The sequence below is a fragment of the Pseudonocardia sp. genome (genome assembly GCF_025465255.1).
Taxonomy (GTDB): Bacteria; Actinomycetota; Actinomycetes; order Mycobacteriales; family Pseudonocardiaceae; genus Pseudonocardia.
In genome coordinates, this window is the sequence record NZ_JAODNI010000069.1 from 1 (window position 1) to 15,347 (window position 15,347).

13 protein-coding genes are annotated in these 15,347 nt (G+C 74.3%); 8 read left to right on the forward strand and 5 right to left on the reverse strand.

From position 1 onward, the window contains the following. The 3 genes from JWP64_RS06820 to JWP64_RS06830 form a co-directional block, all read left to right on the forward strand. The coding region (locus JWP64_RS06820; protein WP_297493659.1) for an FAD-dependent oxidoreductase at positions 1 to 2,419 on the forward strand (2,419 nt) is incomplete at its 5' end. Then, entirely contained in the window at positions 2,412 to 3,032 is a 621-nt protein-coding gene (locus JWP64_RS06825) for a sarcosine oxidase subunit gamma family protein (protein ID WP_297493660.1), read from the forward strand. The genes JWP64_RS06820 and JWP64_RS06825, both read left to right, overlap by 8 nt. Next, positions 3,029 to 4,402: an L-serine ammonia-lyase gene (locus JWP64_RS06830; protein WP_297493661.1), complete on the forward strand. Its 1,374-nt coding sequence runs from the start codon at positions 3,029 to 3,031 to the stop codon at positions 4,400 to 4,402. The genes JWP64_RS06825 and JWP64_RS06830 overlap by 4 nt, the downstream gene beginning before the upstream one ends. Positions 4,403 to 4,407: 5 nt before the next feature. Here the strand turns inward: JWP64_RS06830 and JWP64_RS06835 are convergent, their stop codons facing one another. Then, entirely contained in the window at positions 4,408 to 5,049 is a 642-nt protein-coding gene (locus JWP64_RS06835; protein WP_297493662.1) for a class I SAM-dependent methyltransferase, read from the reverse strand. A 15-nt stretch (positions 5,050 to 5,064) separates the two neighbouring features. Further along, positions 5,065 to 5,844, reverse strand: a complete 780-nt coding sequence (locus JWP64_RS06840; protein ID WP_297493663.1) for a VOC family protein — start codon at positions 5,842 to 5,844, stop codon at positions 5,065 to 5,067. A 313-nt stretch (positions 5,845 to 6,157) separates the two neighbouring features. Here JWP64_RS06840 and JWP64_RS06845 point away from each other — a divergent pair, with 313 nt between their 5' ends. Then, entirely contained in the window at positions 6,158 to 6,661 is a 504-nt protein-coding gene (locus tag JWP64_RS06845; RefSeq protein ID WP_297493664.1) for a peptidoglycan-binding domain-containing protein, read from the forward strand. Between the two features lie 91 nt (positions 6,662 to 6,752). Here JWP64_RS06845 and JWP64_RS06850 read toward each other — a convergent pair whose 3' ends face one another. Continuing rightward, positions 6,753 to 7,409: a response regulator transcription factor gene (locus JWP64_RS06850; RefSeq protein ID WP_297493665.1), complete on the reverse strand. Its 657-nt coding sequence runs from the start codon at positions 7,407 to 7,409 to the stop codon at positions 6,753 to 6,755. Between the two features lie 81 nt (positions 7,410 to 7,490). Here JWP64_RS06850 and JWP64_RS06855 point away from each other — a divergent pair, with 81 nt between their 5' ends. The 3 genes from JWP64_RS06855 (at position 7,491) to lysS (ending at position 12,876) form a co-directional block, all read left to right on the forward strand. Further along, complete coding sequence (locus JWP64_RS06855; RefSeq protein ID WP_297493666.1) at positions 7,491 to 8,786, forward strand: ATP-binding protein; 1,296 nt, start codon at positions 7,491 to 7,493, stop codon at positions 8,784 to 8,786. A 221-nt stretch (positions 8,787 to 9,007) separates the two neighbouring features. Further along, positions 9,008 to 9,397, forward strand: coding sequence for a hypothetical protein (locus JWP64_RS06860; RefSeq protein ID WP_297493667.1), 390 nt, complete (start codon positions 9,008 to 9,010; stop codon positions 9,395 to 9,397). 71 nt (positions 9,398 to 9,468) lie between these two features. Continuing rightward, positions 9,469 to 12,876 (forward strand): lysine--tRNA ligase, encoded by a 3,408-nt coding sequence (gene lysS / locus JWP64_RS06865; protein ID WP_297493668.1) that lies wholly within the window; start codon positions 9,469 to 9,471, stop codon positions 12,874 to 12,876. Positions 12,877 to 12,909: 33 nt separating this feature from the next. Here lysS and JWP64_RS06870 read toward each other — a convergent pair whose 3' ends face one another. Further along, entirely contained in the window at positions 12,910 to 13,782 is an 873-nt protein-coding gene (locus JWP64_RS06870) for a DMT family transporter (RefSeq protein ID WP_297493669.1), read from the reverse strand. Positions 13,783 to 13,817: 35 nt separating this feature from the next. Between JWP64_RS06870 and JWP64_RS06875 the strand changes: the two genes are divergently transcribed. Then, on the forward strand, positions 13,818 to 14,927 hold the full coding sequence (locus tag JWP64_RS06875) for an alpha/beta hydrolase-fold protein (protein WP_297493670.1): 1,110 nt from the start codon (positions 13,818 to 13,820) through the stop codon (positions 14,925 to 14,927). A gap of 18 nt (positions 14,928 to 14,945) precedes the next feature. Here the strand turns inward: JWP64_RS06875 and JWP64_RS06880 are convergent, their stop codons facing one another. Continuing rightward, complete coding sequence (locus tag JWP64_RS06880; RefSeq protein ID WP_297493671.1) at positions 14,946 to 15,296, reverse strand: metalloregulator ArsR/SmtB family transcription factor; 351 nt, start codon at positions 15,294 to 15,296, stop codon at positions 14,946 to 14,948. Between the last annotated feature and the right edge of the window lie 51 nt (positions 15,297 to 15,347).

The window sequence follows — 15,347 nt, forward strand, 5'->3', positions numbered from 1 at the left end:
CTGCGACCTGCTCGTCGTCGGCGCCGGGCCGGCCGGGCTGCTCGCCGCCCGCACCGCCGCGCGCCGCGGGGAGCGGGTCGTGCTCGTCGACGACCGTCCGGCCGCCGGCGGCACGCTGCTCGGCACCGAGCGGATCGCGGGCCGCTCCGCCCTGGACTTCGTCGCGGACACCGTCGTCGAGCTGCGGTCCTACCCGGACGTGCTCCACCTGCAGCGCACCACCGCCTTCGGCCACTACGACGACGGCTTCGTCCTCGCCCTGCAACGCCGCACGGACCACCTCGGCACCGACGCCCCGCGGAACGTCTCCCGGCAGCGCGTGCACCGGATCCGCGCGGCGCAGGTCGTCGTCGCGACCGGGGCGCACGAGCGGCCGATCGTGTTCGAGGACAACGACCGGCCGGGGATCATGCTCGCGGGCGCGGCCCGGGACTTCCTGCACCGCCACGGCGTGCTCGCCGGACGCGAGATCGTGGCCTTCACCAGCGACGACGCGGCCTACGACGCCGCCGCGGACCTGGCCCGCGCCGGAGCCCGCGTCACGGTGCTCGACGCCCGGGACGAGGCCCCGGAGGCCGGTGCGCGGGTGTGCGCAGAGCAAGGGATCACGGTCCGGACGGGGACCGCGGTCACCGGCACCCACGGCGCGGACAGGGTCACCCACGCCCTCGTCGGCGACGAGGCGATCCCCTGCGACCTCCTGCTGGTCAGCGGCGGCTGGAACCCCACGGCCCACCTGTTCAGCCACGTCCGCGGCGCGCTCCGCTACGAGCCCGCGCTCGGCGCGTTCGTCCCGGGGGAACCGCTCGACGGCGTCACGGTCGTCGGGGCCGCGAACGGCACCCTGGACCTCGCCGGCTGCCTGGCCGAAGGCGCCGGCGAACGACCGGAGCCCGTCGAGCGGACGCCGACGAAGGTGCTCTGGCGCACCGACGGCGACCCGGCGCGCCAGTTCGTCGACCTCCAGCGGGACGCGACGGTCGCGGACATCGCCCGGGCCGTCGGCGCCGGGATGCGCTCGGTGGAACACGTCAAGCGCTACACGACGATCGGCACCGCCCACGACCAGGGCAAGACCTCCGGGGTCATCGCCTCGGGGATCACCGCCGAGCTGCTCGGCGTGCCGATCGAGTCCCTGGGCACCACCACGTTCCGCCCGCCGTACACGCCGGTCGCGTTCGCCGCGCTCGCCGGGCGGGAGCGCGGACGGCTGTTCGACCCCGAGCGGACGACGGCGCTGCACCCCTGGCACGTCGAGGCCGGGGCGGTGTTCGAGGACGTCGGCCAGTGGAAGCGGCCGCGCTACTACCCGCGGCCGGGCGAGGACATGGAGACCGCGGTGTTGCGCGAGTGCGCGGCGGTCCGCGGCGGCGTCGGCATTCTGGACGGCTCCACTCTCGGCAAGATCGACGTCCAGGGCCCCGACGCCGGCGCCTTCCTGGACATGATCTACACGAACCTGATGAGCTCGCTGAAGCCCGGCCGCGTCCGGTACGGCGTGATGTGCGGGCTCGACGGCATGGTGATCGACGACGGCACGGTGCTCCGGATCGACGAGAACCGCTTCCTCGTCATGACCACCACCGGCGGCGCCGCGCCGGTCCTCGACCACATGGAGGAGTGGCTGCAGACGGAGTGGCCGCACCTGCGGGTGCACCTCACATCGGTGACCGAGCAGTGGGCGACGTTCCCGGTCGCCGGCCCCAGGTCGCGCGACGTGATCGGCGCGTTCGCCCCCGGCGTCGACGTGTCCAACGAGGCCTTCCCGTTCATGAGCTGGCTCGACACGGTGCTCGATGGAGGAGACGGGATCGCCGGCGTGCCGGTCCGGTTGGCGCGCATCAGCTTCTCGGGCGAGCTGGCCTGGGAGGTGAGCGTCGACGGCTGGCACGCACCGGCCGTCTGGGCGCGGCTCCTGGAGCTTGGCGCCGAGCACGGGATCACGCCGTACGGCACCGAGACCATGCACGTCCTGCGCGCCGAGAAGGGCTACCCGATCATCGGGCAGGACACCGACGGCACGGTCACGCCGCAGGACCTCGGCATGGCCTGGGCGGTGTCGAAGAAGAAGCCGGACTTCATCGGGAGGCGCTCCTTCTCCCGGCCGTCCAACCTGGACCCGCTGCGCAAGCAGCTCGTGGGGCTGCTGCCGGTGGACCCTCAGCGCAAGCTCCCCGAGGGCTCGCAGATCGTCGAGAACCTCGCGGAGCTGCCGCCGCCCCCGGTGCCGATGCTCGGCCACGTCACGTCGAGCTACCGCAGCGCCGCCCTCGGCCGGACCTTCGCGCTCGCGCTGGTCAAGGGCGGGCACGCGCGCATCGGCGAAACCCTCGTCGTCCCCGTGGGTGGTGAGCTCGTGCCCGTCGAGGTGACGAGCTCGGTGCTCGTCGACCCGGAAGGAACCCGTCGCGATGGCTGAGACAGGGATGGCCGAGACACTCGCGCGCACCGGCCCGCTGCACGGCTGGGCCGGGCGCTTCGCCGAGCTCCCGGACACCGTCGCGCTGCTCGCCGAGCCCTTCCACGCCATGGTGGACGTCCGGTGCTCGGGTGCGGCGGCCGAGCGCACCGCCGCGCAGGTCGGCAGGCCGCTGCCGGTCCGTGGCTGGGCCGAGGGCGGCGCGGACGGGGCCGGGTCCACCGCGATCTGGCTGGGGCCCGACGAGTGGCTCGTGACCAGCCCGTTCGTCTCCCCCGCGGACCTCGAGGCCGCCCTGCGGGAGGCGCTGGACGGCGAGGGCGCCGCGGTCGACGTGTCCGCCCAGCGCACCACGATCCGGCTGCGCGGCGCGCACGCCCGCGACGTCCTCGAGACCGGCTGCGCGATCGACCTGCACCCGCGGGCGTTCCCGGCCGGCTCGGCGGCGGTGACGACCTTGGGCCAGGCCGGGGTCGTCCTGCTCGCCCTGGACGACGACGGCACGGACTATCGGATCCTGGTGAGGTCGTCCTTCGCCGGGTACCTGGCCGAGTGGCTGATCGACGCCGCGACGGAATGGCACATCGAGACCGCGCCCGAGCACCGGGGATGACCGTCAGCGCGTTCGACCTCTTCAGCATCGGGATCGGGCCGTCGAGCTCGCACACCGTCGGGCCGATGCGGGCCGCGCACTCGTTCGTGGAGCGGCTGGCGGCGGACGGGCTGCTGGACCGGGTCGCGCACGTGAAGGCGGAGCTGTTCGGCTCGCTGGGCGCCACCGGGAAGGGGCACGGCAGCGTCGGCGCGGTGGTGCTCGGGCTGGCCGGGGAACGACCGGAGACGGTCGACCCGGTGGCGGCAGCCCCGATCGTCGAGGGCGTCCGGGAGACCGGGCGGATCCGACTGGGCGGGACGCAGGAGATCGGCTTCGTGGCGGCGGACGACGTCGTGCTGCACCGGCGGCGCTCACTCCCCTTCCACTCCAACGGGATGCGGTTCCGCGCGGCGTCGGGCACCGGCGAGACGCTGCTGGTCCGGCACTACTACTCGGTGGGCGGCGGGTTCGTCCTCGACGAGGACCAGACGGGCGCACCCGTGCTCGTCCCCGACGCGACGGAGGTCCCGTACCCGTTCCACAGTGGCGCCGAGCTGCTCGCCCGGTGCCGGGAGACCGGGCTCGCGATCAGCGGCGTGATGCTGGCCAACGAGTGCGCGCGCCGGCCCGAGGCCGAGGTCCGGTCCGGGCTGCTGCACCTGTGGTCGGTGATGCAGGAGTGCGTCGAGCGCGGGTCGCGCACCGGCGGCGTGCTGCCGGGCGGGCTGAAGGTGCGCCGGCGGGCGGCGGCGCTGCGCACGGACCTGGAGTCCCGCGGCGACGACGGCGACCCGCTGGGCGCCACGGAGTGGGTCACGCTGTTCGCCCTCGCCGTCAACGAGGAGAACGCCGCGGGCGGCCGGATCGTCACGGCCCCGACCAATGGCGCGGCCGGGATCGTCCCCGCGGTCCTGCACTACTACGCGAAGTTCTGTGCCGCGGCCGACGACGACGGGACCGTCCGCTTCCTGCTCACGGCGGCCGCCGTCGGCGCGCTGTTCAAGGAGAACGCGTCCATCTCCGGGGCCGAGGTGGGCTGCCAGGGGGAGGTCGGCTCGGCCTGCTCGATGGCCGCGGCCGGGCTGGCGGAGGTCCTCGGCGGCACCCCCGAGCAGGTGGAGAACGCCGCCGAGATCGGCATCGAGCACAACCTCGGCCTGACCTGCGACCCGATCGGCGGGCTCGTCCAGATCCCGTGCATCGAGCGCAACGCGATCGCGTCGATGAAGGCGATCACCGCCGCCCGGATGGCGGTGCGCGGGGACGGCACCCATCACGTCAGCCTGGACAAGGCGATCGGCACGATGCGCGCGACGGGCGCGGACATGAAGAGCAAGTACAAGGAGACGAGCCGCGGCGGCCTGGCGGTGACCATCGTCGAATGCTGAGCGCGTCAGGAGCTCCGCCGCGCCACCACGAACGCCTGCTCGGCCGTCTCCGCCCCGACCGGCTCGCGGACGGTCCGCGCGAGCACGTCGAACCCGGCGTCGGCGAGTACGTCCGCGACCCGGTCCGGCCGCAGCCGGCGGAAGTCCAGGTCGACGGCGTGGCCGAACGCCTCGTCGAAGTGCAGGGGTTCGTCGCCGACCTGGAACGCGAGCAGCAGGTGCCCGCGCGGGACCAGCACGCGGTGGAACTCGGCGAACACCGCCGGCAGCTCCTCCGGCGGGATGTGGATGATCGAGTACCAGGCGACGAGGCCGCCGAGAGCACCGTCCGGGCGGTCCAGCGCGGTCATCGAGCCCACGTCGATCCGGACGCCCGGGTTGGCCCACCTGGCCACGTCGACCATCCCGGGCGAGAGGTCGACGCCGAAGACCTTCACCCCGCGCGTCCGCAGGTGGGCCAGTGCGTCACCCGGCCCGCAGCCGACGTCCAGCACCGGCCCGTTCGCGCGGACGAGCTCGGCGAACGCGCCGAGGATCGCCTTGTCCTGCGGTTTCCTGTCGAGCTCGCCGCGGAAGTGCTCGGCGTACTCGGCCGCGACGGTGTCGTAGGCCTCGCGGGTGGTGCGCAGGTAGGGCGGTTCGGTCACGCCTGAAGACGGTAGTCAGGCCGGAACCGGCACCTCCACCAGCTTGATCTGGGCGCCCGTCGGGTCCGCGATCCGCGCCAGCCTGCCGAACGGGGAGTCCTCGGGCGCCTCGACGACACTCCCCCCGAGCTCGACGGTCCGGGCCACGGCCGCGTCGACGTCCACGACCCCGACGTAGATCTGCCAGGTCGACGGGACGCCCTCGGGGAGGAAGGCGCTCGCGTCCATCACCCCGGCGTACTCGCCGTCGCCGGAGACCATCTGGGTGTACCGGAAGTCCTCGGCGTCGCTCATCACGCGCGTCTCCCAGCCGAGCGCCGTGCGGTAGAAGTCCAGCACGGCCTCGTAGTCCCGGGTGTGCAGCTCGTGCCAGCAGGGCGCGCCGGGCTCGCCGTTCAGCCCGTAGCCCCGGTGCTCGCCGGGCTGCCACAGCCCGACCGCGGCGCCACCCGGATCCGCCACCATGCCCATGGTCCCCAGCGGGCCCACCTGCATCGGCTCCATGTAGACCTGCCCGCCGGCGCCGACGACGGCCTCGGTCGTGGCCTTCGCGTCCGGCACCGACAGGTAGGTGGTCCACGCGTCCGGCTGGCCCGCCGAACCGTCGTTGCGCATCATCCCGGCAACGCGCACGCCGTTCCTGGTGAAGTTCACGTAGCCGCCGTACTCGGCGCCGGAGGACTCGGCCTCCCAGCCCAGGACCGCGCCGTAGAACTCGGCGGCGCGGTCGGGGTCGGAGCTGAACAGGTCGATCCAGCAGGGAGCACCGGACGGGGCGGGGGTACTGGCGGGCATCGAGGTCTCCTCGTGTCGGGGCGGGCGGCAGGTTCCCACACGGGAGAGACCGCGCGGCCCCACGGAACTCATCGCCCGCGCGCGCCACCCCCTCCAGAACTTCGCGTAGACGGTTCGCTGCGGCGTCCCGGCGGCCCCGACCTTCCAGCGCGCCTGCAGGCGTGAAGCGGCCCGGCGGCCCCCGCCGTCCCCCGATCGCCCGACAGCGGGATCGTCCCCCGCAGGGCCCTCCCGGCCGACGGTGTGCGGGCGCCGGCGGGGTCATCGTGGAGTCATCAGGGCAACAGCCCCGGCCCACCGAGAGGAACAGACCATGATCACCACCGACACCTCCACCGAGCACGACGCCCACGACGCCGCCGCCCCGCGCAGCAGCTCCGGCGGCCGCACCGTCTTCCTCACCGCCGTCGGCGTCCTCGTCGGCGCCGCTCTCACCGCCGGGATCGTCCTCGGGTTCGGCGGCACCTCGGCCGCCCCGGCGCCCATGCCCGGCGCCACCGGCTCGGCGTCGTCGTGGACCGCGCCCGCCATCGACGGCGGCGCACACCACGCCCTCGCCCCCGGCGGCGGCACGCACCACGTCACGCTGCAGCCCCTGGCGGTCCCCTCGGCCGTGATCGAGACGCTGCAGCGCGAGCTCGGGCAGCTCGACTACTACGAGGGCCCGATCACCGGCACCATGACCCCGCAGACCGTGCAGGCGATCGACTACCTGCAGCGCGACGCCAAGCTGCCGCAGACCGGCACGATGAACACCGCCACGCAGACCGCCCTGGCGAGCCTCCTGGCCCACGGCGACAACCAGATGGGCTCCTGACATCTGGTCCACGGACGGCCCGCACCGGTGACGGCGCGGGCTTCCGCACGTGCCGCCCCGTACTCCAGCCGGCCCCTACTCGAGCAGGCCCCTACTCGAGCAGGCCCTTGCGCATCGCGATCGCGACCGCGGCGGCCCGGTCCGAGACCCCGAGTTTCTCGTACAGCCGCTGGGTGTGGGTCTTGACGGTGCTGACGCCGATGAACAGCTCTGCCGCGACCTGCGGGATCGACAGGCCCCGCGCGAACGCCGCCAGCACCTGCCGCTCGCGCTCACTGAGCGCCGGCCCCACGCTCTGCGCCCGCAGCCGGATCTCCCCGACCAGTCCGGCGGCCAGCTCAGGGGGCACGACGGTCCGGCCGTGGGCGACGTCCAGCACGGCCTCGACGATCGCGGCGCGCCGCGAGTCCTTGGCCAGGTATCCGGCCGCACCCTCCTGCAACGCCTGGAACACGACGGCGCTGTCGGTGTGGGCGGAGAGCAGCAGCACCCGGGTGCGCAGCTCGTCGCGGACCACGGCGCGGACGACGCCGAGCCCGTCGACGTCCGGCATCTCGTAGTCCACGAGGGCGACGTCCGGCCCGTCGCGCCGGATGGCGTCCAGCGCCGCCCGGCCGTCGCCCGCCTCCGCGACGACCTCGATCCGCCCACTCCGGACGAGTCCACGGGACACACCGTCGCGGAAGAACGGGTGGTCGTCCGCGACGACCACCCGGACCCGCGGGTCGCCCGACCGTCCTGCCGTCATCGGGCGAGCATAGGGACGTCCGGCCCCCTGCGGTGCCACCATGAGCGCACGTCCGAGCGAGACCGGCCGAAGGGACAGCGCATGGCCGTCGCGAACTCGGCGGGTGCGCCCGCACCCGTCGGACCCGAGGTGAGGGCGGTCGCGCTCGAGCACGCGCGCCGCGGCGTGCGCCTGCAGGTCGTGCTGCGCTGGGTGCTGGTGGCCTTCGTCGCGCTGACCGCCGTCACCGTGCCACCCGGGCACGACGTCGCGGCCTGCGCGGCGATCGGCGCCGGGTACGCGCTGTGGGCGGTCGCCGTCGCGGTGTGGATCCGGCGGGATCCGGCGGCATCGGTGCACCTGGCATGGCTCGCGCTGTTCGTCGACCTGGCGGTGCTGGCGGTGCTGACCCTGCTCACCGGGGTCGCGACCCCGGACAGCTGGACCTCCGACGTGTTCACCACCGGGTTCCTCCTCGTCCCCGTCCTCGCCGCGACCCAGCTCCGGCCGCGGGTGTGCGCGGCCGTCGTCGTGCCCACCGTCGCCGTGTACCTGCTGGCCGCGATCGCGACGCAGGAGGCGAACATCGAGCCGTGGCCGTCGCTCCTGCTGCGCACGCTGGTCGTGGCCGGGGTCGGCCTCGGCTGCGTCGGCCTCTCCCGCATCCAGCGCTCCCGGGTACGGACGATCGGCGGCCTCGTCCGGAGCCGCACGGACCTGCTCGGGGAGCTCACCGAACTCGAGGCGCGGGAGCGGCGGACGCTGTCCGAGAACCTGCACGACGGCGCCCTGCAGTACGTGCTGGCCGCCCGCCAGGACCTGGAGGACGCGCGGGAGACCGGCGACCCCGGGTCGTTCGACCGGCTGGAGACGGCTCTGCGCGAGACATCGCGGCTGCTGCGTTCGACGGTGGCGGAGCTGCACCCCGCCGTGCTGGCGCGGGCCGGGCTGCCCGCGGCCCTGCGGGACGCCGCCGGCACGGCCGCGGCGCGCGGTGGCTTCACCGTCGACGTCGTGACCGACGGCTGGCCCGACGACCTGCACACCTCCGCCGACGCCCTGCTGTTCCGTACCGCCCGCGAGCTCCTCGCGAACGTGGCCGAACACGCCCGGGCCCGGACGGCGACCGTGATCCTCGAACCGGCCGGTTCCCGGGCCAGGCTGATCGTCGCCGACGACGGCGTCGGGCTCCCCGAGGGCTCGGCCGAGCGGAGCCTGCGCGACGGGCACATCGGGCTGGCGTCGCACACGGTGCGGGTCGACGCCGCGGGCGGCAGCCTGACCACGCTGCCGGGCGAGCCGAGCGGCACCGTCGTCGTCGTCGAGCTGCCGTGCGTACCGGACCCGGCGCCGGATCCGGCGTCCGTCGGTGGTGCCCCGGTGCCGGCTGCGGGCTGACCGCGCGGAGGTGACCACCGATCGGCCGACACGCCGGTCGTCCGCGGAGGGCCCGGCCGGGTGACGGTGCGGACCGGGCCCGCGCGGCAGGGTCGGGTCATCGGTACCCCGCCTACGGACCGGATCGCCACGGCACCGACCCGTACGCGCCGGTCCCGGCCCGCGAGGTGCAGGCGTCCCCGCGCCCGGCCCTGGACGCGACCCGGCTGTGGACGGGCGGCATGGCGACAGCCGTGGTCGCCGCGCTCGTCGCCCTGGTCGGCGTGCTGGTCGTCCGGGTGCTGCTCCGCGTCGTGCCCGCCGTACCGTCCGCCGCCGGCTTCGGCGACTCCGCCACCACGCTGTCGTGTGTGGCAGCGGCGGGCGCGGCGCTCGTCGCGACCGGGCTCGCGCACCTACTGCTGGTCTCGACGCCGCGTCCGCTCGCCTACCTCGGCTGGATCGTCGGCCTCGTGACGGCGGCCGCCACGGTGCTGCCCCTCGTCGGCGGCACGCCGCTCCCGGAGGCGCTCGCCGGCGGGGTCATCCGGCTGGTCATCGGACTGGCGATCGGGGCCCTGGTCACCGGGGCGGCGGCCTCGGCGCAGCGGTGGTCCGGCGACCGGCGCTGACCAGGTCTGATCGGCGAAGCTCGACCTGAAAGCCGGACGAAGTGTGCTCCGCGACTCACTACGGTGGCCCGATGGCCGTCGATTCGGACACCGAGCCCGGTACCGCGCGCACCCAGGACTCCGTGCGCCGGGCCAAGATCGCCCGGATGCGGGAGGCCGGCGGCCGGCCCTACCCCTACCGGTACGCACCGGACCACACGGCCCGGCAGGTGCGCGACGAGCACCCGGACCTGCCGCCGGACACCGTGACGGACGCGCGGGTGCTCCTCGCCGGACGGCTCGTGCTGATCCGCCGCCAGGGCGCCCTCACCTTCGGCCGGCTCCGGGACCGGACCGGCGCGATCCAGCTCTTCGTGGACACGGCGGTCCTGGGCGCGCAGCGCCACCGGGCCTTCGACGAGCTGGACCGGGCGGACTGGGTCGGCGTCGAGGGCGTCGTGATGACGACCCGGCGCGGCGAGCTCTCCGTGCGCGTCGAGGAGTTCACGCTGCTGGCGAAGGCGATCGCGCCGCCACCCGACAAGCACGCCGGGCTCACCGACGTCGAGACGCGGTACCGGCGGCGCTACGTCGACCTGGAGGTCAACGAGCGCACCCGGGAGATCTTCCGGATCCGGCACGAGGCCATCGCCGCGATCCGGCGGACCTTCGCCGAGCGCGGGTTCACCGAGGTCGAGGGCCCGGTCCTGCAGTCCGTCCAGGGCGGGGCGTCGGCGCGGCCGTTCATCACCCACCACAACGCGCTCGACCTCGACATGTACCTGCGGATCGCCCTCGAGCTGCACCTCAAGCGGCTGATCGTCGGCGGCATGGAGCGGGTGTTCGAGATCGGCCGGGTGTTCCGCAACGAGGGCGTCGACACGCGGCACAACCCCGAGTTCACGATGCTCGAGGCCTACCAGGCCTACGCCGACTACCACGACGTCATGGACCTCGTCCGGGACGTGATCACGACGGCGGCGCGGGCCGCGCTCGGGGACGACCTCACCGTCCACTACGCGGGCGAGACGATCGACCTCGCGCAGGACTGGCCCCGGGTCCGGTTCGCGGACATGATCACCGAGAGGACCGGCGCGGTGATGCATCCGGACATGCCGCTCGCGGAGGCCCGCCGGATCCTCGACGGCATGGGCCTGGCCTGGGAGTCCGGCTGGGGCGCCGGGCGGCTGATGAAGGAGGTCTACGACGAGAAGGTACAGCACGACGTCGTCGGCCCCGTCTTCTGCATCGACTACCCGCGCGAGGTCTCGCCGCTGGCCCGCGCCCACCGGGACGACCCTGCCTACGTCGAGCGCTTCGAGCTGATCGTCGCGGGCTTCGAGCTCTGCAACGCCTACTCCGAGCAGAACGACCCGGTGGAGCAGCTCGCCGCCTTCGAGGCCGAGGCCCGGGCCAAGGCGGACGGCGACCCCGAGGCCGGGGACATCGACCTGGACTACGTCCGCGCGCTGGAACAGGGCATGCCGCCCACCGGCGGGCTCGGCATCGGCATCGACCGGTTGATCATGCTCCTGGCCGGGGTGGAGTCGATCCGCGAGGTGATCCTCTTCCCGACGCTGCGACCGGAGTTCACCCCGCCCGACGGCGGCCCGCGCCTCGTGCTGCCGCCCACCGGCCTCCCGGCGCCGGGCCCGCCCGGGCAGGCCGTTCGCGCCGGGCCGCCGCCGTCGGTGACCGCGCTGTCACCGATCGCGCCGTCGGCCGGGGTCATCGCTGCGGCCCCCGAGCGGGACCGGCGCGGCCGGGGCGCCGTCCGGGTGATCGCGCTGTCCACCGCCCTGGCCGGGGTCGCCCAGCTGCTCGTGCGGCTGCCCGTGATGCACAGCCGGTTCGACGGCGAGCCGGACGGGGTCGGCCCGCTCTGGTTCCCGGTGGCGGGGCACGTCGTGTCGGTGATCGTCGGGCTGTTGCTGATCCTGCTCGCGGACCAGCTCGCCAAACACAAGCGGCTGGCCTGGCGGGTGGCGGTGGTGCTCGTCGCGGTGGCCGGGTGGGGGCACCTGTTCAAGGGGCCGCACCCGGTGGCGGTCACGGTCTGCGTGGCGCTGCTGGTCGCGCTGGTCTGGAACCGGGACCGGTTCCGGGCCCCGGCCGATCCGCCGTCGCTTTGGCGGCTGGTGCGGTTCGTGCCGATCTACGTCGCGGGCGTCCTCGGATTCGGGCTCTTCGCGCTGTGGACCGAGCGCGGACGGCTCACCCCGGACCTGTCCTTCGGCGGCGCGCTGCTGACGACGCTGGCGGGCCTGGTCGGCGTGGACGGGCCGTACACCTACGACGCCCCGTTCTTCGCGGACTTCTTCCCCACGGCACTCCTCGCGCTCGGCATCGCCGGCCTGCTCGTGTTCCTCCTCCTGCTGTTCCGGCCCCTCGTCGGCCGCCGGCCGCACACGGGCACGGACTGGGAGCAGGCGAACCGGCTCGTGCGGACCTACGGGTGGGACACCCTCGCCTACTTCTCCCTGCGCCGGGACAAGAGCTTCTTCTTCTCCTCCGACGGCGAGGCGTTCCTGGCCTACACCTACATCGGCGGCTACGCCCTCGTCTCCGCGGATCCGGTCGGCGCCCGGGACTCGGTGGTCACCGTGCTCGACGAGTTCCTCGCGATGTGCGACGACCGGGCGTGGAACCCCGCGTTCCTCGCCGTCCGCGAGGCCAGCATGCCGCTGTACGCCTCCCGCGGGTTCAGCTCGTTCTACCTCGGCGACGAGGCGATCCTGAACTGCCGCACGTTCTCCCTCGACGGACCCGAGCGGCGCAGCGTGCGGTCCGCGACCCGGCGGGTCGGGAAGCGCTACCGGTTCCAGCTGATCCCGGAGTACCGGGCGTCGTCGACGCTGGTCGGGCAGCTCAACGCGATCAGCGAGAAGTGGCGGGGCAAGAGCCCGGAGCGCGGGTTCACGATGGCGCTGAGCCAGGACGTCGTCGGCGAGGGCGCGAACCCCGACTTCCTGCTGTGCGTGGCGCTGGACTCCGACGGCGTGCCCGGCGGGTTCCTGCGGGTGGTGCCCGCCTACGGCACGGACTTCGGGTACACGCTGGACCTGATGCGCCACGACCCGGGCGCGCCGAACGGTATGACCGAGTTCCTCATCGCCTCCAGCGCCCGGGAGCTCGGCCGGCACGGGATCGCCCGGCTGTCGATGAACTTCGCGCTGTGGGGCCGGCTCTTCGACGACGAGATCGAGCGGACGCCGGCGCAGCGGGTCGCGCGCTGGGCCGTCGGCGTGGTGAACCCGTTCTTCCAGATCAGGAGCCTGCACGACTTCAACGAGAAGTTCGGCCCGGAGTGGATGCCGCGCGTGCTGGCCTACCGGCGGGCGCGGGACCTCCCCCGCGTCGGGCTGCTCTATGCCGGCGCGGAGGGGTTCCTGTCCGTGCCGGTGCTCGGGGAGCTGTTCGTGCCCAAGGAGGTCGGGACGGAGACGACACCCGCGGGCGGGGGCGTCCCGGCCACCGGCGCCCGGTCGGGCGTCGCGTGAGCACAGTTCTCTCCGAGGACCCCGACGCGGGGATCAGGAGCCGGCGGGTGCCGGCGGCGCCGACCGGGCCGACGACCGCGCCAGCACCACCGTCGCCGCCACCATGACCGCGACCAGTAGCCCGATCAGTGCCCACTCGGGCCCGTCCGCCCGAAGCCGCTCGCCGAGCACGGTCAGCCCGATCACCGCCGCGACCACCGGCTCCCCCACGGTCACGGCGGGCAGCGACGCGGCCAGGTCCCCCGCCTGGAAGGCGGACTGCTGCAGCAGCGTCCCGCCGACGACCGCGACGACCAGCGCGTAGGTCTCCCACGCGGTGAGGAGGGGGACGACGCCCTCGCCGAGGAGGTCGACCACGCCCTTCGTCAGCGCGGCGACCGCACCGTAGGCCAGGCCGGTGGCGCACGCCAGCAGCACGGCCCGGACCGTCCCCCGCCGCACGGACGCCAGGGCGACGCAGGCGACGAGCAGGCCCAGGATCGTCAGCCCGGCCGGCGCCCAGTCCCGCAGCCCGGCTCGGTCGACGCCCGCGGTCGGCTCGCCCACCACCATGAACACCCCCAGCGCGACGGCGAGCAGCGCCGCCCAGCCGAGGTCCGCCCTAGTGGGCCGGGCGCCGCCGAACCGCGCCGCCAGCGGCAGCGCGAACAACAGCGACGTCACGATCAGCGGCTGGACCAGCAGCAGCGAGCCGAACCCGAGGGCGACGGCCTGCAGCGCGAAGGCGGCGGTGTCGCCGAACGTGCCCGCCCACCAGACCGGGCGCCGCATCAGCCGGAGGATCAGCCGGATGCCGCGGGCCTCCTCGTCCGGCACGGCCGCGGCGGCACGCTGCTGGGCCACCCACGCCACCGCGAACGACAGGGCGGAGAGCAACGCGAACGCCACCGCGAGGAACGTGGCCATCGCTATGCTCCCGTCTCATCGAGACCCTGCAGAACTTGTCGGCAACCGACTGGTGGCCGGTGCGCGCGGTGCTCCTGGTCCTCTCCCTGATCGGGATCGGCCTCATCCTGCGCTTCGCCCGCAGGTCCGTGAGCGTCGCGCTGGCCGTGATGCTGGTCCTCACCCTGGCAGTCGTCGACGTCGCCGCCGCCGTCAACGCGAGCTACCGCTACCTTCCCACCCTCGGCGTGGCGCTCGGCCTCGGCGGCGCGGACGACATCCGGGACGCCTACGCGGACCGGGCCCGGGGCCGGGTACCCGAGAACGGTCTCGTGGTGTCCGCGACCCTGCCGGGCACCCGCTCGGGATTCGCGGCCCGGGAGGCCATCGCCTACCTGCCGCCCGCGTGGTTCGGCGTGGACCGCCCCGAGCTCCCCGTGCTGGTACTGCTGCACGGCACGCCCGGCGGGCCCGGCGACTGGGCCGACGGCGGCCGGGCCACCTCGACGTTGGACGCCTTCGCCGCGCAGCACGGGGGGCTCGCACCGGTCGTCGTCATGCCCGACGTCAACGGCGACTTCATCGGGGACACCGAGTGCGTCGACTCGCCCGGCGGTGATGCCGAGACCTACCTGACCGCCGACGTTCCGCGGGCAGTGCAGCAGCAGTTCTCCACCCGGCCCCCCGGCACGCAGTGGGCGATCGCCGGGTTCAGCGAGGGCGGCATGTGCGCCCTCCTGCTGACGCTGCGCCATCCCGGCACGTTCGGCACGTTCGGCGACTTCAGCGGGCTCCTCGGGCCGCGGGCCGGGGAGACGGACGAAGGGGTCCCCGCCACCGTGGCGCAGTACTTCGGGGGGTCGCAGCGGGAGTTCGCCGCCCACGACCCGGCGACCCTGCTCGGCTCGCGGCGGTTCCCGGGGACCGGTGGATGGTTCGAGGTGGGCGGCACGGACACCGATTCCGCCGCCGCGGCCACGCGGCTCGCGCCATCGGCCCGGCAGGCCGGCATCGAGACCTGCCTGGTCGTGCTCGACGGCCTCGGACACTCCTTCGAGGCCTGGAGCGCCGCGTTGCGGGACTCGCTCCCGTGGATGGCCGCGCGCCTCGGGCTCGTGCCCCCGAACCCGGCCGCGACGGCGAAGTGCCGGCCGCCCCCGTCCTGACCGGACCTGTGCCGGTGCTCAGCGCGCCGGTGCGGCGGGTGTCGTGCTCCGGCGGGCCGCGTCCTCGTCCTGGAAGAGCGCCCCGCCGAGCAGCCTCGCGACGTGCTCGTCCACCACGGTGTAGTAGACGAAGGTGCCCTGCCTGCGCCCCCGGACCAGTCCCGCCAGGCGCAGCTTGGACAGATGCTGGCTGACCGCGGTCGGTGGGGCGTCGACGAGTTCGGCGAGGCACGCGACGGACTCCTCGCCCTGCAGCAACGCCCAGAGGAGCTTGATCCGGGTGGGGTCGGCGAGCAGCCGGAAGACGTCCGCGGCCAGCTGGACCTGGCCGTCGTCCGGCATCCGGAAGTCCGGCAGCGACTCGTGCACGGCCCGAGCGTAGCCACGCCCGCGCTCGATGCCCAAGTGCTCAGCCGGATC

Excerpts from the sequence above, each read along its gene's own strand:
- JWP64_RS06825 (WP_297493660.1), top strand. The coding sequence starts at position 2,412 with ATGGCTGAGACAGGGATGGCCGAGACACTCGCGCGCACCGGCCCGCTG.
- JWP64_RS06830 (WP_297493661.1), top strand. The coding sequence starts at position 3,029 with ATGACCGTCAGCGCGTTCGACCTCTTCAGCATCGGGATCGGGCCGTCG.
- JWP64_RS06840 (WP_297493663.1), bottom strand. The coding sequence starts at position 5,844 with ATGCCCGCCAGTACCCCCGCCCCGTCCGGTGCTCCCTGCTGGATCGAC.
- JWP64_RS06845 (WP_297493664.1), top strand. The coding sequence starts at position 6,158 with ATGATCACCACCGACACCTCCACCGAGCACGACGCCCACGACGCCGCC.
- JWP64_RS06850 (WP_297493665.1), bottom strand. The coding sequence starts at position 7,409 with ATGACGGCAGGACGGTCGGGCGACCCGCGGGTCCGGGTGGTCGTCGCG.
- JWP64_RS06855 (WP_297493666.1), top strand. The coding sequence starts at position 7,491 with ATGGCCGTCGCGAACTCGGCGGGTGCGCCCGCACCCGTCGGACCCGAG.
- JWP64_RS06860 (WP_297493667.1), top strand. The coding sequence starts at position 9,008 with ATGGCGACAGCCGTGGTCGCCGCGCTCGTCGCCCTGGTCGGCGTGCTG.
- lysS (WP_297493668.1), top strand. The coding sequence starts at position 9,469 with ATGGCCGTCGATTCGGACACCGAGCCCGGTACCGCGCGCACCCAGGAC.
- JWP64_RS06870 (WP_297493669.1), bottom strand. The coding sequence starts at position 13,782 with ATGGCCACGTTCCTCGCGGTGGCGTTCGCGTTGCTCTCCGCCCTGTCG.